Genomic DNA, 20559 nt, shown 5'->3' with positions numbered 1-20559 from the left:
TGATGGACCGATATTAAAACAGAATCATCGCCTTATGGCGGATCCCTAGAATCCCCTTCATGGATCGCGCCGGGACTGGCCTGGCGCCCGTGCCCGGATCGAAAAACATGAAACAGACTGAGACACAGCAGCAGGCAGCGTTCGACTATCACGAATTTCCGACCCCGGGAAAGATCTCGGTCGTCGCCAGCAAGCCGCTCGTGACCCAGCGCGATCTCGCGCTGGCTTACACGCCGGGCGTGGCGGGCGTGTGCGAGGCGATTGCCGCCGATCCGCTGCAGGCGCACCGTTTCACGAGCCGCGGCAACCTGGTGGGCGTGATCACGAACGGCACGGCCGTGCTGGGTCTGGGCAACATCGGCCCGCTCGCGTCCAAGCCGGTCATGGAAGGCAAGGCCGTCCTGTTCAAGAAGTTCGCGGGGATCGACGTCTTCGACATCGAGATCAACGAAACCGATCCGGACAAGCTGGTCGACATCATTGCCGGTCTCGAGCCGACCTTCGGCGGCATCAACCTCGAGGACATCAAGGCGCCCGAGTGCTTCACGGTCGAGCAGAAGCTGCGCGACCGCATGAAGATTCCCGTCTTCCATGACGATCAGCACGGCACCGCCATCACCGTCTCCGCCGCGTTCATCAACGGGCTGAAGGTCGTCGGGAAGTCGATTTCGGAAGTGAAGGTCGTGACGTCGGGCGCCGGGGCCGCCGCGCTGGCGTGCCTGGACCTGCTGGTCGACCTCGGGCTGCCGGTGGAAAACGTCTGGGTGACCGACATCGAAGGCGTCGTCTATCGCGGCCGCACCGTACTGATGGACCCGGCCAAGTCGCGCTTCGCGCAGGAAACCGACGCGCGCAAGCTGGCCGAAGTGATCGGCGGCGCGGACGTGTTCCTGGGCCTGTCGGTCGGCGGCATCCTGACCGCCGACATGCTGAAGGCGATGGCGCCGCGCCCGCTGATTCTCGCGCTGGCCAATCCCACCCCGGAAATTTTCCCGGAACTGGCGCATGCGACGCGCGACGACGTCGTGATCGCGACGGGCCGCTCGGACTACCCGAACCAGGTCAACAACGTCCTCTGCTTCCCGTACATCTTCCGCGGCGCGCTGGATGTGGGCGCGACGACGATCACCCGTGAAATGGAGATCGCCGCGGTTCACGCGATCGCGGGGCTGGCCGAGGAGGAGCAGAACGAAGTCGTTGCGGCGGCCTACGGCGCGTACGACGTGGCGTTCGGCGCGCAATACCTGATTCCGAAGCCGTTCGACCCGCGCCTGATCGTGCGGATCGCGCCGGCCGTGGCCAAGGCGGCGATGGAAGGCGGCGTGGCGAAGCGCCCGCTGACCGATCTTGATGCGTACGTCGAGCAACTGCAGCAATTTGTCTACCATTCCGGCGCGTTCATGAAGCCGCTGTTCGCAACGGCGCGTCAGCTGGTGCGCGACGGCGGCAAGGCGCGGATCGTCTTTACCGAAGGCGAGGACGAGCGCGTGCTCCGCGCGGTGCAGGTGATCGTCGACGAGAAGCTGGCGCGGCCGATCCTGGTCGGGCGCCCGGAAGTGCTGCTGGCGCGCATCGAGCGATTCGGCCTGCGGATCCGGCTCGGCCAGGACGTCGAGGTGACGAATCCCGAGTATGACGAGCGGTTCCCGCAGTACTGGACGACGTATTGGGAACTGCGCTGCCGGGACGGCATCTCGAAGGAAATGGCGCGGGTCGAGATGCGGCGTCGCCTGACGCTGATCGGCGCGATGATGGTGCGGCTCGGCGATGCGGACGGGATGATCTGCGGGACGGTGGGCGAGTATCACAACCACCTGCGGTTCGTCGACGAAGTGATCGGGAAGAAGCCGGGTGCGTCGACCTATGCGGCGATGAACATCCTGTTGCTCGACCAGCGGACGGTCGCGCTGGTGGATACGCACGTCAACGACAACCCCGATGCGGAGCAGATCGCGGAATTCACGATTGCCGCGGCGCGTCAGATGGAATGGCTGAACCTGACGCCGAAGGCAGCGTTGCTGTCGCGGTCGAACTTCGGGTCGGGGAGCGCGGCGTCGGGCGTGAAGATGCGCCGGGCGCTGGAGATCGTCCGGGAGCAGGCGCCCGATATCGAGGCGGACGGCGAGATGCATGGCGACTGCGCGCTCGACGAGGGCTTGCGGTCGAGGCTGCTGCCGATGTCGCCGCTGAAGGGCGCTGCCAACCTGCTCGTTTGCCCGAACGTGGATGCGGGGAACATCGCGTACAACCTGCTCAAGACCGAGGCGGGGAGCAACGTGGCGGTGGGGCCGTTCCTGCTGGGCGTCAACGCGCCGGTGAACATCCTGACGTCGAGCGCGACGGTGCGGCGGATCGTGAACATGGCGGCGTTGACGGTGATCGAGGCGAATCGCATCGCGTCTGCCTGAGCAGGTAACGGAAGCGGGGCGGTGGCAGCGCCGCAAGGCGCCGCGTAGCGGAATCCGGTTGTCGCGGGTTCCGCTACCGGTCGCCTGGTGAACGGGTGCCGCGGTTGCCGCGGGTGGTTCGTGACGCGGTGCCGCGTGCGTCCGTCGAGGTTGGTTGCGACCGGCTTCGGACGTCGGCAATCGTTTGCACGCAGACCCGGACTTCGGCTTTACCCGGAGGCGCACCCGTCACACCCAGGCATGGATGATGCAGTGCATTTAATAAGTATCACGTAATAACTGTCTCGGCGCGACACCCTGGCGTGTCCACTTTTGATACCGATCCTAACCATCTTTTTGGGGCTCGCCACTTTCGATATCATCCGATAATTAGCTTTTATTTTCGTCTAAAATCGCGCTTCTTCTTACTTTAGGACGGAAAGCGTTTTGAAAAGACTGGCGAAAAATCTCTCGCGCACGGCCATCGCCGCATGCGTTGCTTATGCTGGGCTCCTGCCTTTATCCCAGTCCGCCCAAGCCCAGGTCGAACCCCTGAAGAATCCCGTCTACGGCGTGACCCTCGACGACCTGACCAAGCTGGACGCGATCGTCGCGTCGCTGCAGAACCTGCCGTACAAGCCCACCGTGCGTGTCGTGTTCGATCCGGGTACGTCGGCCGCCGACTACTACGCGCCGCTGCTGCGCCTGCACGCAGTCGCGTACGTGATGGGTGAAATCTACGATTCTTACTATTTCCCTACGACGCTCGCCACGTACCAGGCACGCACGCAGGAACTGGTGTCGCAGTTGAAGAACACCGTCGACGTGTGGGAGATCGCGAACGAAATCAATGGCGAATGGTTGCGTAACAACCCGAGCGGCACGAACGCCGTGGTCAACTCGCAAGAGCAGCAGATCGGCCAGATGGTTGCGGCAGCCAACCAGATCGTCAAATCGAACGGCGGCAAGACGGCCATCACGCTGTACTACAACGACGACAGCAAGGGCAACAACTGCTGGGAGAAGCCGCAGGATTACTGGAAGACGTGGCCGACCACCTTCCTGTCCTCGACGGTCCGCCAGCAAGCCGACTACGCGTTGTTCAGCTACTACCCGTACCAGGATTGCACGGGGCTGAATCCGACGTGGAAGAACGATTTCGCGGCGCTGGAAAGCATCTTCCCGAACGCGAAGGTCGGCTTCGGCGAAATCGGTACCTCGGAAACTTCCGCGCCGGCGTCGGTGCAGCAGAACCTGATCAAGACCTACTACCCGATGGTCGACAGCATGAACGATCCGCGTTTCATCGGCGGATTCTTCTGGTGGAACTACGTCGAGCAAATGCTCCCGTATTCGACGAGCTCGTACTTCCAGTTGTTGCGTCAAACGATCCTTCCGCTCAAGTCGCCCAACTAAGCGAACAGCGTCATTCAAGATCAAGCGTCAGCGTCGATGGCTAGAACCACAATGTCGCGCGTACCACGAGACCACGTGCGCGTGCCGCTGACGTCAACCCGAACCGGTATTGCACCGTGACATCCAGATAGCTTGCCGGCGCGCTATAGCGGCCTTCGCGAAACCAGTACCGAACCTGGATGCCGGGCCCGGCGCCGATCGCCGTCTTGTCCGGCTGCCGATTGTCATGATCGCCGGCCACCGCGGCGTGCGGGTAGACGGTCAGCCGATCGCTGATCATCGGCAACCGCCAGGTGTGCCCGTAGCGCAACTCCGAATAAATGATGTATCGACCCGCGCTGATGAAGTAAGCGCCCTCGACATACGCCTGCCAGCTGCGCCAGCTCGGCTCGGTCACCCTCAGGTCGGTCCCGCCTTCCGACGAATACCCCAGGCGCATCAACCAGTCCGTCATCGACAGGCTGCCGACGTGGAACAGCCGCTCGGCGGTCAGCACGACGTTCTGGTCGGGCAGCGGCTTGTAACGCGCGCCCACCGAACCCTGCACGGTCGGCATGCCGGTCACGTTGCCCGATCCGTCGTAGGCGGTGCCGTATCCGCGCACGAAGAACTGGAAGATGCGGCCGTTCTGATAGCCGATCTTCGGCGGCTGCCAGTACGCCTCGATACCCGGCTGCAATACGCTGATCGTGCCTTGCGGGCCGAACGCGGCCGACTGGTACGGCACGCTCAACACGAACCCCCAGGTGCGCTGAAGCTGCTCGACTTCGCGCCGATAGCCGAACTTGTGCTGCGCATCGAACGTGTGTTCGTTCTCATCGGCGTCGAGGCTGTGCTCGAACAGATCGATGGACTCCTGGTTCAGCCCGATCCGCTTGGCGGCGTAGCCCGCGTCCGCGTAGTTCATCGCATTGCCGGCCCCGCCGGAAAAACCCTCATGGAATGCATCGAGCGCCTCGCGATCCTTGTGGTCGCGCAGGAGGTCGTAGGCTTCCTGCAATTTCTGTTGCGCGGTATTGTCCACCGGCGCCTCGGCGGCCTGATCTTCCTGCCGCGCCTGCGCCGCGATCGATGCGGCCATGTTGCGCTCGCCCTCGTTCGTCGCGTCGCTGGCCGCCAGGTCCGCCACGCGGATGGCGGTGTCGCGATCGCCGGCCTGCAGGCTCATCTGCGCGATGCGCAACTGGACCACGGCCGATTTTTCATCGGCCAGCGGCGCCAGCGCAACGCCGGCTTCATGCGGAAGCTTCGCCGCGAGCGCGCTGTCCGACCACGCGAGACGCAGGTTGCGCTGCTGATCCTTGCTCCATTTCCCGGTCGCGACGGCGGCCGCGAAATCGCTGCAGGCCACGTCGTAGCGCATCTGACGCTGCGCCAGGTAGCCATGCTGCGCGCGTACCGCCGCACTCTTCGGAAAACGAACGATCAGCGATTCGACCATGTCGTCCGCTTCGTCGACTTTGCCTTCCCGTCTGTATACGTCGACGAGCAGCAGCCCGAGCTGTTCGCTTCCGGGCTGAATCTTGATGGCGCGCGACGCATACACTTCCGCGAGGGGCAGGTCGCCGGCATTGATCGCCTTGTAGGCACTGTCGGCGAGCTTGTAGGCCTTGGGTGTCAGTTGCTGGGCGGCGGATGCCGGCGCCTGCCAGGCCAGCGACACGGCGATCGCCAGTGCGCTCAACCGTGCGCAGCGCTTGAGGCCGGCCGCGATCGGGATTCTTGAATGCTTCATGCCTGTTCTCCCGAGGGTTTTTGCACGGGAGCGCCCTGCTGCGCTGCCGGGTCGCCGTCGCGTAGGCGAGCGAGTTCGACGAAACGCGAGTGCCGGGAGAGTTCGGCGGCAATCTCCGCATCGCACGCGATGAAATAGGCCACGTTCGATCGGGCTCCGCGCCGCACGACATCCTGCTCGTCCTGCGACAGCGGCCGCCCGACCGCGATGTTCAACGTGCCGTCGTCCGCGGTCGAGAAGGGGACGGCGCGATACGCATACTGAAGCTCGAATGCCAGCGAATCCGCGAAGTGGCCCACCGCGACGTTGCCGAGGCTCACGCGGGGCAGCTCGGCCTGTTCGGCGATCGCATCCGCCAGCGATTCGGCGGATATCGCGCAGCCTTCGACCAGCAGTTCCCCGAGCCGCCTGCCGCAGGTCAGCTGCTTCTCCAGGCTCGCCTGCAACTGCTCCAGTGTCACCACGCCCCAGCCGACCAGGATCTCGCCGACTTTCAGGCGCGCTTTCCCGAGCGCTTCGTTCGACAGGTAGGTATGACTGGTCTTGTCCCATGCGATGGGCTTGCCGGTCACCAGGTGGCGGATATAGATGCGCCACGCGCGGCACACCGCGTAGAAGTTGATCAGGTTGTTGACGAACATCCGCGGAATCGACAGCAGCCCCTGGGTCGGGCCGTTCAGCTTGCTGACGAAATGGAAGCGCTGCCCGGCGCGCGCAAACAGCATCGCGGTGTTGATCCACAGCAGCGGCGTGACCCAGTCGGCCGCCATGATGAGCGAGGCGCCATGCGGAATGACATGGCTGGATCGCTGAAGCGCACCGAGCAGCAGGAAGTTGACCAGCACGCCATAGGCAACGACCGAGAACAGCGAGGTCACGATGCCCTTGCGATCGTGGAAGAACATGTAGCGGGTGAGCAGGTTGCCTTTCCAGCCGAGCTGCTCCCAGCCCTGAAAGGCAATGCCGAGGATCCAGCGCGTGCGCTGACGGTACGCGGTACGAAATGTTTTCGGAAAATACTCGCGCGTGGCCAGCAGGTTTCGGCTGACGACGCCACCCTGTGCCTGCTTGTCGGTGGCATCGCGCGCGATCCCCGTCAGGGGAATGCACGCGAAGGTTTCCTTCATCCCCAGGTCTCTCAACCGGAAGCTGAAGTCATAGTCCTCGGTCAGCGAGCTGGTGTTGAACGGAGAGCCGTTGCGTTCCTTCATCGCCGCTTCGATCGAGCGCCTGCTGTAGCACGACGCCACGCCCGCGCCCGGGACGACGCCGGTCAGCCGGGCGCGCACCGGCACATCCTTCTGGTGCGTTTCGCTGAAGTCGTCCAGGTAGCAGCCGGCGACGAACTCGTTCCATTTCCGCGGCAACGACAGCACGGGAAGCTGGACCAGGTCGCTGTCCGCCACCGCATGGTTGAGGTACTTGAGTTCGACCGGATGAATGACGTCCTCGCAGTCGTGCATGACGACGCCCGCGAACTGAATGTGATGGACCGATTCGTATCGCAGGATGGCTTCGATGATCCAGTTCAGGCAGTCCGCCTTGCAGGTCGGCCCGTCGTTCATGACGGTCGCGCGCGTGACCCTGCCCGGATATCGGCGGACCATCCGTTCGACCTCGGCCGTGGTTTCGGCATCGTTGTGATAGGTGCCGACGAAGATCACGTAGCGCTCGTACTCGAGCGTCGCCAACGTGTTCTCGATCATCTTGGCGATCACGTCGTATTCTTTCCACGCCGGCACCATCAGCGCCAGATGCCGCTCTTCCAGCGCGCGCAGCATGCTGATATCAACCGTTTGCGATTTTTCTCGGCGCAGGATGCGACGGATTTCAAAGGACCAGTAACAGGCATCCAGCGTGAGGTCATCCAGGGTGCTTACCAGGATGACGATTGCGGTCACAATGGCGACAAGGTTGAGTGCGTATAAATACGTACTCCAAATCATGTTATCCATCATTCTTTCCGCGTTTTATCTTTTATCTGGTTATTCCCCCTCGTATCGACGCAAGACGCAACCTTTCCCGTCCTCGTCGCCCCCGTCACGTCCACTCCGTGGCTTGCGCCACGCGAATGCCCGCCGCTCGAAAAAGCGCTGCGCAGGGCGCGAACTTCCTCGATGTGGCCACGTTGCATCGCGCGCGATGCAACGTGTTCAGTGGATGACTTTTTGACCGCCCGTTTCCTGCTTGCCTGCCTCCGTCCCTGCATGCTTCAACGCTTGCAACCGCTCTCCACCCGACGCACGCGCAGTGCCCCCGCGCACCGACTCCGCAGCACACAACTCATCTAGCAAGTCGTGCGCCATCGCTGCGCGACCCTTGAGCTTGCGGGCGTCGAACGGCGCGGCACAGGATCGGCCGACCGAATCCGAGCCAAATGTTTCAGTGCTGAAACACGCACTCGATTGACCGGATGACACATCGTTTTCAGACCCTCTGACGGACCGTGGCGGCGGCTCGCGTGAAATCGTCACGCGATTCCAGCGGTGACCGGCGGGACGGATTGGCGTTGAACCGGAAACACGGCACCTCGGTCGTCATTTCGCATGCGTGCCACTCGCGACGATTGCAGCGTTGCATCCTTGCGACGCGCAGCGATTAACTGGTTTTCCCTGAATCGTACGAACATGTTTTGCGCGTTTGTCTGATTTAATTCGCGACACCGCCGCGTTGCACGCCTGAAACGTTTTATCGACACATTTTTGAGCTGTGTCGAGGCGTCAATTTTGTCCCCTTGGCGCTATGCCCATTTGCGACGGATGGTACGGTTCTAGCTTGAAAGTCAAACCATCTCCTCCCGGATTTATTTGTCTGGTTTCAATTGCGCAGCAGAATTTCACGACATGGCGCCCCGATTCCGGATGGTGATTCGACGTGCTCGTTTCGCTAACGAGATGAACTTATTTTGCATATCAAAGGATGAAAATCATGCCTTCGCATCGCAATCAATCTTTTCGAAACGGGTTGAGCGCCGCCGGGTCAATCGCAGCATTGATCACGACGCTCGTCTTCGCCGTCGGCGTTCAGGATGTGGGTGCGCAGCAGACGAGTAATTCTTCTGCCCTGAAGATCAAGCCGCCCCCGCTGCCCAACGGCTCGGCCCAGGTCAACGTGAAAGCAGGCATGTCCGACGAGGATTGGGAAAAGGCGTACAAGGAAACGGGACGCCCGAAGTTCAATCGAAAGTTGGTCAAGAAAGCCAATGGCAACGTGGAACGCGACTAGGGAGAAACGGCCATGAAAAAGATCTTGCTCGTCATCGCCCTGCTTGCGGGACTCGCGCAAATGACATTGCCGGGCACCGCGCATGCGCAGGCCACTACCGCCCATACGCTCATCCTGTACGACAATCCGGCCAACGATCCGTTTTCGAAGCTGGGACTGATGTACAGCATCATGCTGAGGAATCTTCTGGGTCACTTCAATACGACGATCGACATGGTGCCGATCCAGAACTACACGGCCGGCATGGTCGGGAGCCACGACGCGACGTTCTATATCGGCGACTACTACAACAACCCGATTCCGACGGCGTTCATGAGCGACGTGATGACCACCACGAAGACGGTGGTCTGGTTCAAGTACAACCTGTGGCAGCTCGCATGGAACACGGCCTACACATTCAACCAGACCTTCGGGTTCAGCTTCCTGGGCCTCGCCGGGATGAACGCAACGCCTTCGGCGAGCAATCCGAATCCAGGCTTTTACGACACCGTCACGTACAAGAACCTGTCGATGGTCAAGTACTACGCGTATAACGCGTCGACCGGCGTCATCAGCGCGGATCCGGATGTCGGCCTGACCCAGATCAATACCACCAAGGCGCAAGCGCTCGTCACCATCAAGAACAGCAAGAGCGGGGCAACCACGCCGTACATCGTGCGCTCGGGCAATTTCTGGTACTTCGCCGACATGCCGTTTTCCTATATCGGACCGACGGATCGCTATCTGGTGATTTGCGACATCCTGCACGACATCCTGCAGACCAATGCACCGGTGAATCATCGTGCGCTCGTCCGCCTGGAGGATCTCGACGCGTACACGACCACGAGTTCGATGCAGTTGCTGACGAACTACATGTACTCGAAGAAGATCCCGTTCACGATGGCCACCATCCCCTTGTATACGGACCCGAACGGCTATTACAACGGCGGCGTGCCGGAAACGATCCACCTGGCGCAGGCAACGGGCCTCAAGAGTGCGCTGAACTACGCGCTCGCGCGTGGCGGCTCGATCGTGATGCATGGCTACACGCACCAGTACGATTCGACGCCGAACCTGTTGAATGCAGTCAGCGGCAACGACTACGAGTTCTGGTACGCCGTGCAGAACCGGCCGGTCGATGAGGACTCCATCCCGTGGGCGGAAGGCAGAATGGCCGATGGCCTGCTCGAGTTCACGACCAACGGCTACAAGATCGTCGGCTTTGCCGCGCCGCAGTACCAGATGTCGCCGGCCGCATCGACAGCCACGGCCCTCACGTTCCCGACCACGTTCCAGCGGGCCGTGTATTACACCGCGACCAATCCGCAAATCGGCACGGGCGCCGCCAACCAGGACTTTTCCGCCGGGCAGTTTTTCCCGTACATCATCAACTCCGATTACTACGGGCAGCGGATCGTTCCGGAGAACCTGGGCAGCGTGCAATACAACATCTGCAATATCGACCCGTTCTCGTGCATCACGTACACGTGGCAGCAAATCGTGACCAATGCGCAGTATGGCCTGGCGGTGCGGGACGGTTTCGCGTCCTTCTTCTTCCATCCGTACTGGCTTGAACCGGATCTCGGATTGCCGGCGTACCAGGACTTCCAGAGCATGATTACCGGCATTACGAATCTCGGCTACAAGTGGGTGGACGGCACGACGGCCAAGTGACGCCGACGTAGCGACAACCTCGTGCGACCCGCATTGGCAACGCGGGTCGCACGTTTGCGTTTGATCGGCTACGATGACGCGCAGGCATGCTTCCGGGGAACCAGCGATGACCACGTATGCGATCCCGGCTTTGCGCAGGATTCGACAGCGTATGGGCCGGTTCCGGCTTGCAGCGCGACCGGGCTCGCCCGCCGTCGCGCCGCGTTCGCCGCGTTCGCCTCGCGCGGCGACGCTCGCGGCGATCGGCGCATCGCTCGTCGTGGCCGCCTGCAGCTGGACCGCGCACGACGTACACGCGGACGGCATCGTCTGGCAGCTGGACAACGCGACGACCAATCCGGTCGGCAGCTGGCAGATACTCGGCATCCACGATCTGCTGATTCAGTGGACCGTCGTCGACGATACCGCGTTCATCGCCAACACCCGCATCCAGCCTGCCGCGCACCTTCCCGACTGGGAACGTATCGGCCGTGAGCCATGGGCCCGCAACGTGATCCTGGGGCTCGCCGGCTACCAGGACGAGAAGCGGGCGCGCACCCATCTGTCGACGCTCGCCGACCAGTCGCTGGAAGTGGTGCACGCAACGGTCCCGCTACATGTCACCGGCTACTACTTTCCGGTCGAGATCGATCCGACCTGGCAGGACGCGCCCAAGCTCGCCGCAATCTTGCAACGGCTGCCGCGCCCGCTCTGGGTGAGCGTGTACGACCAGACCAATATCGGCGGAAAGGCGCTCGCGGAGTGGCTCGCCGCGTGGCTGCCCGCGGACGTCGGCGTGTTCTTCCAGGACGGCTGCGGCGTCTATGCCCGCGAGCCGTATGTCGCGCGCAGCTACCTCGACGAGCTGGTTGCACGGTTGGGCAAGCAGCGCGTGCGGGTCATCGCCGAGGCGTTCCGGCCCGCCGAGCGGGGCGGGTTCCGTTCCGCCAGCGCCGACGAGTTGAGCAAGCAACTGGTGGCGTATCGCGGCTATCCGGTCTATCTGTTCGACGGTCCGCACTATGTGTCGGACGACCTCACGCACGCGCTTTCGACGTGGAAGCCCAAGCCGCCGCCGGCCACGCCTTCCGGGACGCCGCACTGATTCGGTTCGATCCCGGCAAGCGGGGCAGGGTAAGCGCATAAGCGCATGGCGAAACAATCGTCGGGATTGGCTTTTCGCCAGCAACACCCGCACGCAACCCGGTGTCGTCGCGCTGACGGACGGGGCGTTTCGCTGCTGCCACCTGAGCCCCATGTGATGACCAAACCGCAAGACCTAGTGCATAGATATCGTTTGCCGCGGCCTTAATGACTATCGACAATCGTGGCTCGATTTCACCGCCGTGGCGCCAGAAGCGCCGCGGTGGCCGGTATCCGGCGGCTATCCCGGCCGTCCGCGCCATCCAGCTCACGACGACATGTACGCGTTCACTCCCTCATTCCAGAATCCCGCCGGCTCGCCGATCCGCGAACTGTTCAAGTACCTGTCCGAACCGGGCATGATTTCCTTCGCCGGCGGCTATCCGGCCAGCGACCTGTTCGACGTCGACGGCCTGAACGCAGCCGCCGAGCGTGCGTACGCGCAGCCGGTGCGCTGCCTGCAATACGGCCCGACCGACGGCCTCGCCGAACTGAAGCAGCAACTGATCGCGCTGATGGGGCGCCGCGGCGTGGCGTGCACGCCGGCCGAACTGCTCGTCACGACCGGTTCGCAGCAGGGCCTCGACCTGCTGCTGCGCGTGATGGTGTCGCCCGGCGACGTCGTGCTGACCGAGCAGCCGGCTTACCCGGCGACGCTGCAGGCGATGCGTCTGCAGCAGGCGCGCATCGTGACGATTCCGGTCGACGGCGCGGGCCTCGACGTCGAGCGTCTCGGCGAACAGCTCGCGTCCGGCGCGATTGCGCAGCCGAAGCTGCTCTACACGGTGCCGACCTTCGCGAATCCGACGGGCGCGACGCTCACGCGCGAGCGCCGGCTGAAGCTGCTGCGTCTCGCGGTGCAATACCGTTTCCTGATCATCGAGGACGATCCGTATGGCGACCTGCGTTTCGCGGGCGAAGCCGTGCCGTCGATGCTCGCACTCGCCGATGAAGTGGACGGTGCGCGCGACTGGATCGTGCATTTCGCGAGCCTGTCGAAGATCGTCGCGCCTGGGCTGCGCGTGGGCTGGACGATCGCGCCGGCCGAGATCGCGCGGCGCTGCGTGATCGCGAAGCAGACGGTCGATCTGTGCAGCACGCCGTGGACCCAGGCGGTCGCCGCCGAATATCTGGCCGACGGTGCGCTCGAACGCCATCTGCCGCGCATCACGGCTGCCTACCAGCGCAAATGCGATGCGATGTGCGACGCGTTGCGCGACGGCCTTGGCGATGCGATCGAATTCCATCGTCCCGAAGGCGGGATGTTCGTGTGGGCGCGGATCGGCGCGGTGTCGTCGGACGTGCTGCTGCAACAGGCGATCGCGAACAAGATCGTGTTCGTGCCGGGTAAGGCGTTCTTCGCGGACAACGTCGACGCAGCGTCGCTGCGCCTGTCGTTTGCCGCGCCGGACGTCGACGCGATCCGGGAAGGCGTGGCGCGCCTCGTGCGCGCGTATGGTGCGGCGCTGGCCGCGTGAGGAGACAACAATATGAACATCACCGTCAACGACACCGTATCGACGAGCGTCGCGCCGGGCGCGGGCGATAGCCGGCCGGTTGCGCACCGGTCGTCGCAGATCAGCGCGGGGCCGCAGTATGTGGCCGACGTGCTCGGCCGCTTCGGCGCGGAGCCGGCGGCCGACCTCGGCGACGCGGCGCCGGTCGTGCTCGGCTACAACTGAGCCGCACGGCGACGGCGAGCGCGCCACGCGCGTGCCGTCGCCGCTGCAAACGGTTAAGCTTGCGCGATCGCAACCTGCACGATCGCCGCACCGTCATGTCCGACTCCACTTCCGAATCGCTCTCGCAAACCTACGAGCGCCTGTGGTCCTGTCTCGAATCCGGCGTGAGCGTGCAGCGCTCGCCGTTCACGATGCTGCAGGCCGCGACGCTCGGCGTCGACGGCGCGCCGAAGGTGCGTACGGTCGTGTTGCGTCAGGTGAGCCGCGCCGATCGTGTGCTGTCGTTTCATACCGATGCGCGTTCGGAGAAGGTCGCCGAGCTGCGCCGCGATCCGCGCATCGCGCTCGTCGCCAACGATCTCGATGCGCTCGTGCAGATTCGTGTGGAAGGTGTGGCATCGATCTGCGACGACGAAGCGCAACGCCGCGCGATCTGGCAATCGAGCCGTCCGCATACGCTGCTGCTGTATCGCGCACCGTTGCCGCCGGGCACACCGGTCGAGTCGCCGGAAGCCGCGCATGTCGACAGCGCCGCATCAACCGATGACGGCTACGGCAACTTCTGCCTGCTGCACGTGACCGTGACGCGCATCGACTGGCTCGAACTCGCACGTGCCGGCCATCGCCGCGCGGTGTTCGACTTGCATGAAGGCGGCTACGAAGGCCGCTGGATCGCGCCCTGAGTGTGCTCGGGGGCCGTCCGTCGGGGCGTCATCTTTCACGAGCCGCGCTCGACGAGATTGGCCAACGCCGCGACGAGGTACAGCTCCGCGTCATCGATCGACGAAGCCATCGCCGGCGCCGTGACTTCTCCCCAGAACGGCACGCGCCACTGAGGATCAGGGCGATGCCCCAGGACGACGGCCCGATAAAGACCATCAGGCCGTCGGGCAATCAGCGCGACCAGATGGCGATCGGCGAGATGCGTTTCGGCAACGGGCATCTCGCCGGGCATTAGCACGCCAGCCCAGATGCCGCCGTACTTTTCTTCCCATCCCATCGGATCCTCTCCTCACGCCATGGCGCCCGGCGCCTAGGCGTTGCTTCCCGCGCCGCGACTGCCGGTTGAACTGGACGGCCGCCCGTCCGACACCACCTGCGCGGCCATCCACTCGCGCATCACGACGATCGCGTCGTCGTCGCGTCGCTCGGCCGGATACACGAGATAGAACCCCACCGACAGCGGAAACGCGAAATCGAACGGCTTGCACAGCCTGCCCGCGGCGATGTCGCGCTCGACCAGCGGATCGGTGGCGAGCGCGATGCCCTGGCCGGCGACGGCCGCATCGATCGCGAGCGACGTCTGGTTGAAGCGCAGCCCTTTGTGCGGATCGAGGTCGACGGGCTCGGGCATCGCGGCGAGGAACTCGGGCCACAGGTCGTGCGCGTCGTGCAGCAGCACATGGCCCGCAAGCGCGCGCGGCGAGGCGGGCGCGGCCAGCAACGCGGGGCTGCACACCGCACACACGTCGAGCGGGAACAGCGCATGCGTGGCGAGATGCTTGCCGAACGGCGGCTTGCCGTAGCGGATCGCGAGATCGACGCCGTCATGGCGGAACGTTGCGATCTGCGGGTCGGCGATCACGCGCACGTCGTAGTCGGGATGCGCATCGGTGAACTGCGCGAGCCGCGGGATCAGCCATTTCGACGCGAACGACGGCGTCGTGCTGATCGTCAGCGCGGCGCGCCGCTTCACGAGCTTGTCGGTCGCGTCGGCGATCGCGTGCAGCGCGCGCTGCACGTCGGAGAAGTAGGCGGCGCCGTCGTGCGTCAGCGCGAGGCCGCGCGGCAGGCGTTCGAACAGCTTCAGGCCGAGCACGTCCTCGAGATGGCGCACCTGCTGCGCGACCGCGCCCTGCGTGACGCCGATCTCGTCGGCGGCGGCGCGGAAATTGAGGTGCCGCGCGGACACTTCGAACGCGCGAAGCGCATTCAGCGGCGGCAGGCGGGAGGGGCGAGGCGGCATCGTCAGGCTGTAGAAAAACTATCGGCTGGAGGCAGAAATACTGGTTCGACAGTCGTGATTGATGCGCCTACATTACCACCATGGCGCGCCGAACGGCGGCTGCGCGGCGGCAGGATTCGAATGAGGAGCATATCGTGACTGTAGAAAAAGTAGCGTTGATCACGGCGGCAGGCAAGGGCATGGGCGCGGCGATCGCGCGCGAACTGGCGGCGACGGGCTATCGCGTCGCGCTGATGTCGCCGTCGGGCAGCGCGGTGGCGCTCGGCGAGGAGCTGGGCGGGTTCGGCATCCAGGGCTCGGTGACGGAAGAGGCCGACATCGACCGGCTCGTGCAGGAAACGGTGGCGCGCTACGGTCGCATCGATGCGGTCGTGAACAACACCGGGCACCCGCCGAAGGGCGAGCTGCTGGCGATCACCGACGACAACTGGCACGCAGGGCTCGACCTGATCCTGCTGAACGTGGTGCGCGTGATGCGCCGCGTGACGCCGATCTTCCAGAAGCAGGGCGGCGGCGCGGTGGTCAACATCTCGAGCTTCGCGGCGGACGCGCCCGAGCAGCCGATGCCCGTTTCGTCGGCGCTGCGCGCGGCACTGAGCGCGTGGACGCGTCTTTACGCGGAGCGCTATGCGGCCGAGAACATCCGGATGAACGCGGTGCTGCCGGGCTTCATCGACAGCTGGCCGGAAACGCCGGAAATCGTCGCCCGCATTCCGGCGGGCCGCTTCGGCAAGACCGGCGAGATCGCGAAGACGGTCGCGTTCCTGCTGTCGGACGGCGCGGGCTACATCACCGGGCAGAACATTCGCGTCGACGGCGCGATCGTCAAGGCGCTCTGAGCGTCGCACCGGCGAGCGGCCGTAGAAGCCCGGCCGCTCGCCTCGCAGCAGCTACAAACGCGTACAAATCAGACAAATCCGGGATACATCAGACCTTTCAAATGGGCGACGCCGCGTGACGAGGGCGCGCCGGATTGAAAGCCTGGGCGCGTTTCCCGCGCGCGGCATGTTCACTTTCCACTTCAAGAAAGGAGATGCCGAACGATGTCTTCCACACCGTTTTCCCCGATGCGTCGCCACCTGCTGGCCACCTCCGTGGCCGCCGGGGTCTCGGCGATGCTGCCCACCGCGCTGCATGCGGCGACCGGCGCCAGCGGCATACGCCCATTCACCGCGCACATTCCCGATGAAGCCGTGGCCGACCTGCGCCGCCGCATTGCCGCGACGCGCTGGCCGGGCCGCGAGACCGTCGCCGACGAATCGCAAGGCGTGCGGCTCGCGCGCATGCAGGCGCTGCTGCGTTACTGGGGCACCGACTACGACTGGCGCAAGGGCGAAGCGCGCCTGAACGGTTTCCCGATGTTCATCACGGAAATCGACGGGCTCGACATTCATTTCATCCACGTGCGTTCGCGGCACGAGAACGCGATGCCGATGATCATGACGCACGGCTGGCCGGGCTCGATCTTCGAGTTGCTGAAGGCGATCGGCCCGCTGACCGATCCGACCGCGCATGGCGCGAGCGCGGACGATGCGTTTCACGTCGTCGTGCCGTCGTTGCCGGGCTTCGGCTTCTCGGGCCGGCCGACGCAGACCGGCTGGGGTTCCGACCACATCGCGCGTGCGTGGGGCGAGCTGATGGCGCGGCTCGGCTATACGCGCTTCGTGTCGCAGGGCGGCGACTGCGGCTCGGTGATCTCGCACCGGATGGCGATGCAGCGCGTGCAGGGCCTGGCCGGGATTCACGTGAACATGCCGGCGACGGTGCCGCCGGATATCGCGACGCTGCTCGCGACCGATGCGCCCGCGCCGGCTTCGCTGTCGCCGAAGGAGAAGGCCGCGTACGAGAAGCTCGCGACCTTTTATCGCGACAACTGCGGCTACTCGGCGATGATGGTCACGCGCCCGCAGACGGTCGGCTATGCGCTGGCCGATTCGCCTTCGGGTCAGGCTGCGTGGATGGTCGACAAGATTTCGCAGTGGACGTATAGCGGCGGCGTGCCCGAACGCTCGATTCCGCGCGACGAGATTCTCGACGACATCTCGCTGTACTGGCTGACGAACACCGCGACGTCCGCCGCGCAGATCTACTGGGAGGATCACTCGAACAACTTCAACGCGGTGGATATCTCGCTGCCGGCCGCGATCACGGTGTTTCCCGGCGAGATCTACCAGGCGCCGCGCAGTTGGGCCGAGCGCAGTTATCACAACCTGATCTACTTCAACGAAGTCGACAAGGGCGGGCATTTCGCGGCATGGGAGGAGCCGGAACTGTTCGCCCGTGAAGTGCGTGCCGGGTTCCGGTCGTTGCGGCGCGGGTAAGCGAGGGAATGTGGCGAACGCGGGCCGGGGGCAGGTGGCTCGCGTTCGTCGCTGTCGGTGGTGCGCGTGGTGTCGAGCGCGTGGACGTGTCTTGACTCGGAGCGCCGGGCTACCGTGCTTCGTCGACCGCTGGCCGGAAACGCCGGCAACCGTCGTGCGCGTTCCTCCCAGCCGCATCGACGAGATCGCGAAGCCGGTCACATAGCGTCAATCCACTGCGTGCCCACGCTCTTCCGCCAGCAATCGCCGGTAAGGCGGCAGCGCCGCGAACAGCAGCCACGCGGCCAATGCCGCCGCAATCGTGCAGACGATGCCGATTGATTGGCCGGTCATCTTCGGATTGCCGAATACGCGGTCCGTGATGAGCGCGATCAACGTGGGTCCGAGTCCGAAGCCGATCAACTGGGCAAAGAACGAGTAGAGCGCCCCGACGATGCCGCGCATCCGGCTGGGTGCGACGTTCTGCAGTGTCGCGGCCATGCAGCCGGTCGGCAGGCTGAAGAAGAACACGGTGCCGGCTGCTGCGGCCAGCGCACCCTGCGTGCCGGGGGCGAACGGAATGCTGGCGCAGCAGATCATCATGGGAATCATCGAGATCGCGGCGGTGCGAAGCGGCGCGTCCTCGTAGCCTCGATTTTCGAGCCGGCGGGAAATCCATGGCCCGATCAGCACGCCCGCAATGCCGAAGCCGACGACCAGCAAGCCGAAGCGGAATCCGACCTGTGCCGCAGGCATCCCGTGCACGCGAATCAGGTAAGCGGGCATCCACGCCGGCATGCCGAGCACGACGATCGCCAGCATGCCGACGCCCAGCAGGATGCGCGCATAGAACCTGCGTCGCTCCCAAAGAAATGCGAACGATTCGCGGGTCGAGTACTGACGCTCGTCCGTGCTGCCGCCGGCAACCTTGCCGCGCACCGGCTCCCGCACCGTCAGCCACACCAGCAACGCGAACAGGATGCCCGGCAACCCGATCAGCACGAAGGCAAGCTGCCAGGTCTCGAATCCGGCGAGCACCGGAATATGCTGGTGGACGTCGCGCGCGAACGAGATGACGAGGCCGCCGGCCACGAGCGAGAGCCCCCCGCCGAGCAACGGGCCGAGGACGAAGACACTCATTGCGCGTGGCATCTGCTTTGCCGAAAAGCAGTCGGCGATCATCGACAGTGCAACCGGGAACACGCAGGCTTCGCTGGCGCCGACGCCGAAGCGCGCGAGGAACAAGCCTTCGAACGTCGTGGCCTTGCCGCACAAGGCCGTGAACATGCACCACAGACAGATGCCGATCAGCAGGATGTTGCGACGGTTGGTGATGTCGACGAGACGGCCGAACAGCGGCGACGCGATCAAGTATGCGGAAATGAACGCGATGCCCTGAACGAGACTGAGCTGGGTGTCGGAGATCGCCAGCGAATGGCGGATCGGGTCGACGAGCAGGTTGAGGAGCTGGCGATCGATGTATGCCAGCGAATACGCGAGCATCAGAACGATCAGGATGTACCACGAGCGCAGGCTGTCATGCCCGGCAAGCACGGCGGTTCGTCCCGCTGGCGAGTCGCTCGGGCCGCCGGCAGGCGGGATTTCATTCACGGCATGCTTCATATCTCCTCCGTTGTCATCATTCAGTTGTTTTAAATATTGTTTGGCGAACCCGGAAGACGCGGCACGAGAGACTGTGAGTTCATGCCGTCGTTCGACGCAGCGTCAAACCGGTAAAGCGCGGCTTCGTCGAGCCGGTGGTCATGCCATCGAGTGGCCGGACGATGCACCGCACCGTCGTCATGCGGATGGTTTGCATCGCCGACGGACACGCGCGATGTGCAGTTGCCGGTGCCGCCGCCCACTGCGGGCGCGACGGTCCGGGTCGTCACGCACGCGGGGTCGTCAGATGAACACTGCCTGTGCGCGATACGCGTCGATGCGTGCTTCGGGCAGCCAGTCCCGCAGTGCGACGACTGCGTTCCCGGTACTCAACGCCGCGGGCGCCTCGGGCCGTGCGGCCGGCGTGCGCGAAAAGCGCGGGCCTGGCGCCGGGTGCGTCACGCCGTCCAGATCGACGAACATGCCGCGTGCCTGAGCGTGCCGGTGGTTCGGTGCTTCGTCGAAGTCGAGTACCGGTGCGACACACACGTCGAGGTGGCCGAGCCGTTGCGCCCATTCGTCGCGCGTGCGTTCCCTGAATTTTTCAGCCAGCACCTGCTTGGCCTGCGGCCACTGCGCACGATCCATCTGCGCCTGCAGCAGCGGGTGGTCCTGCAGGTCGAGGTGTTCGAGCAGCAGCCGGTAGAACTTGCTTTCGATGGGGCCGACGCTCACATACTTGCCGTCGGCGCAGGCGTAGACCTCGTAGCAGTGCGCGCCGGTGTCGACCAGGTTGGTGCCGCGTGCGTTGTCGAGCATGCCGGCCGCATGCAGGCCCATCATCACCGTCATGATCGACGCGACACCGTCCACCATCGCGGCATCGACCACCTGGCCTTTGCCCGAGCCGCGTGCTTCGAGGATGCCCGCGAGCAGCCCGAACGCCAGGTACAGCGAACCGCCCGCGTAGTCGCCGAGCACGTTGAGCGGCGGCGTCGGCGCCTGCCCGGCGCGGCCCATCGCATGCAGCGCGCCGGTGATCGAGATGTAGTTCAGGTCGTGCCCGGCCACCTGCGACAGCGGGCCGTCCTGTCCCCAGCCGGTCACGCGGCCGTAGACGAGGCGCGGGTTGCGCGCGAGGCACGGTTCGGGCCCGAGGCCCAGGCGTTCCATCACGCCGGGGCGAAACCCTTCGATCAGCGCGTCGGCGTTGGCGATCAGGTCGAGCACCAGGTCGACGGCGGCCGGATCTTTCAGGTCGACGCGAATCGACTTGCGGTTGCGCAGCGCGAGATCGAACTGCACCGGGCGTGGCGCACCGAGGCCGGACGGCGCCTTGCGATCGACGCGGATGACGGTGGCACCCAGATCGGCCAGGAACATCGCGGCCAGCGGCCCGGGGCCGATGCCGGCGATTTCCACCACCTTGATGCCCGCGAGCGGACCGGAGCGGGTTCGCGTGTCGGTCATC

The 20559-nt window shown here is 64.5% G+C and carries 17 protein-coding genes; 10 read left to right on the top strand and 7 right to left on the bottom strand.

Annotated elements, in window-relative coordinates:
• The first annotated feature begins 107 nt into the window (after window positions 1-107).
• Entirely contained in the window at window positions 108-2408 is a 2301-nt protein-coding gene (locus tag G3N99_RS02285) for an NADP-dependent malic enzyme (RefSeq protein ID WP_174938176.1), read from the top strand.
• 492 nt (window positions 2409-2900) lie between these two features.
• On the top strand, window positions 2901-3803 hold the full coding sequence (locus G3N99_RS02280) for a hypothetical protein (protein ID WP_241011422.1): 903 nt from the start codon (window positions 2901-2903) through the stop codon (window positions 3801-3803).
• 40 nt (window positions 3804-3843) lie between these two features.
• Here the strand turns inward: G3N99_RS02280 and G3N99_RS02275 are convergent, their stop codons facing one another.
• Together G3N99_RS02275 and G3N99_RS02270 are read right to left on the bottom strand one after the other, a co-directional pair.
• A complete protein-coding gene (locus G3N99_RS02275) occupies window positions 3844-5538 on the bottom strand; it encodes a bacteriophage N4 adsorption protein A (protein ID WP_206121535.1) in 1695 nt (564 codons plus the stop codon).
• Window positions 5535-7493 carry a glycosyl transferase family protein gene (locus G3N99_RS02270; RefSeq protein WP_241011419.1) on the bottom strand — a complete coding sequence of 653 codons (1959 nt, stop codon included), beginning with the start codon at window positions 7491-7493 and terminating at the stop codon, window positions 5535-5537. The genes G3N99_RS02275 and G3N99_RS02270 overlap by 4 nt, the downstream gene beginning before the upstream one ends.
• A gap of 964 nt (window positions 7494-8457) precedes the next feature.
• On the opposite strand from G3N99_RS02270, the gene G3N99_RS02265 reads away from it, so the two are divergent.
• The 6 genes from G3N99_RS02265 to G3N99_RS02240 all read left to right on the top strand — a co-directional run bounded on the left by G3N99_RS02265 (window position 8458) and on the right by G3N99_RS02240 (window position 13903).
• Window positions 8458-8763, top strand: a complete 306-nt coding sequence (locus G3N99_RS02265) for a hypothetical protein (protein ID WP_241011418.1) — start codon at window positions 8458-8460, stop codon at window positions 8761-8763.
• A gap of 12 nt (window positions 8764-8775) precedes the next feature.
• A complete protein-coding gene (locus tag G3N99_RS02260; RefSeq protein WP_206121533.1) occupies window positions 8776-10416 on the top strand; it encodes a DUF2334 domain-containing protein in 1641 nt (546 codons plus the stop codon).
• Window positions 10417-10522: 106 nt separating this feature from the next.
• The gene (locus tag G3N99_RS02255) at window positions 10523-11500 is read left to right on the top strand and encodes a hypothetical protein (protein WP_206121532.1); all 978 of its coding nucleotides are present in this window, start codon (window positions 10523-10525) and stop codon (window positions 11498-11500) included.
• Between the two features lie 316 nt (window positions 11501-11816).
• Window positions 11817-13016: a PLP-dependent aminotransferase family protein gene (locus G3N99_RS02250; protein ID WP_206121531.1), complete on the top strand. Its 1200-nt coding sequence runs from the start codon at window positions 11817-11819 to the stop codon at window positions 13014-13016.
• Between the two features lie 12 nt (window positions 13017-13028).
• Window positions 13029-13220: a hypothetical protein gene (locus tag G3N99_RS02245; protein WP_174938186.1), complete on the top strand. Its 192-nt coding sequence runs from the start codon at window positions 13029-13031 to the stop codon at window positions 13218-13220.
• 95 nt (window positions 13221-13315) lie between these two features.
• Window positions 13316-13903 carry a pyridoxamine 5'-phosphate oxidase family protein gene (locus tag G3N99_RS02240; RefSeq protein ID WP_206121530.1) on the top strand — a complete coding sequence of 196 codons (588 nt, stop codon included), beginning with the start codon at window positions 13316-13318 and terminating at the stop codon, window positions 13901-13903.
• 35 nt (window positions 13904-13938) lie between these two features.
• Here G3N99_RS02240 and G3N99_RS02235 read toward each other — a convergent pair whose 3' ends face one another.
• Window positions 13939-14220, bottom strand: a complete 282-nt coding sequence (locus tag G3N99_RS02235; RefSeq protein WP_206121529.1) for a hypothetical protein — start codon at window positions 14218-14220, stop codon at window positions 13939-13941.
• A 33-nt stretch (window positions 14221-14253) separates the two neighbouring features.
• Window positions 14254-15186 carry a transcriptional regulator GcvA gene (gcvA, locus tag G3N99_RS02230; RefSeq protein WP_174938192.1) on the bottom strand — a complete coding sequence of 311 codons (933 nt, stop codon included), beginning with the start codon at window positions 15184-15186 and terminating at the stop codon, window positions 14254-14256.
• A 134-nt stretch (window positions 15187-15320) separates the two neighbouring features.
• Between gcvA and G3N99_RS02225 the strand changes: the two genes are divergently transcribed.
• Complete coding sequence (locus tag G3N99_RS02225; protein ID WP_039354670.1) at window positions 15321-16025, top strand: SDR family oxidoreductase; 705 nt, start codon at window positions 15321-15323, stop codon at window positions 16023-16025.
• A 204-nt stretch (window positions 16026-16229) separates the two neighbouring features.
• The gene (locus G3N99_RS02220; RefSeq protein ID WP_206121528.1) at window positions 16230-17507 is read left to right on the top strand and encodes an epoxide hydrolase; all 1278 of its coding nucleotides are present in this window, start codon (window positions 16230-16232) and stop codon (window positions 17505-17507) included.
• A 207-nt stretch (window positions 17508-17714) separates the two neighbouring features.
• On the opposite strand, the gene G3N99_RS02215 is transcribed toward G3N99_RS02220, so the two are convergent.
• The 3 genes from G3N99_RS02215 to G3N99_RS02205 form a co-directional block, all read right to left on the bottom strand.
• On the bottom strand, window positions 17715-19040 hold the full coding sequence (locus G3N99_RS02215; protein ID WP_346778459.1) for an MFS transporter: 1326 nt from the start codon (window positions 19038-19040) through the stop codon (window positions 17715-17717).
• Window positions 19041-19138: 98 nt separating this feature from the next.
• Window positions 19139-19378 carry a hypothetical protein gene (locus tag G3N99_RS02210; RefSeq protein ID WP_206121526.1) on the bottom strand — a complete coding sequence of 80 codons (240 nt, stop codon included), beginning with the start codon at window positions 19376-19378 and terminating at the stop codon, window positions 19139-19141.
• A gap of 13 nt (window positions 19379-19391) precedes the next feature.
• Window positions 19392-20558 (bottom strand): CaiB/BaiF CoA-transferase family protein, encoded by a 1167-nt coding sequence (locus G3N99_RS02205; RefSeq protein WP_174940123.1) that lies wholly within the window; start codon window positions 20556-20558, stop codon window positions 19392-19394.
• Between the last annotated feature and the right edge of the window lies 1 nt (window position 20559).

Origin of the sequence: Burkholderia sp. Ac-20392, from assembly GCF_017104585.1 — a bacterium.
Classification (GTDB): Bacteria; Pseudomonadota; Gammaproteobacteria; order Burkholderiales; family Burkholderiaceae; genus Burkholderia; species Burkholderia lata.
This window is presented reverse-complemented; position numbering and strand designations above follow the sequence as displayed.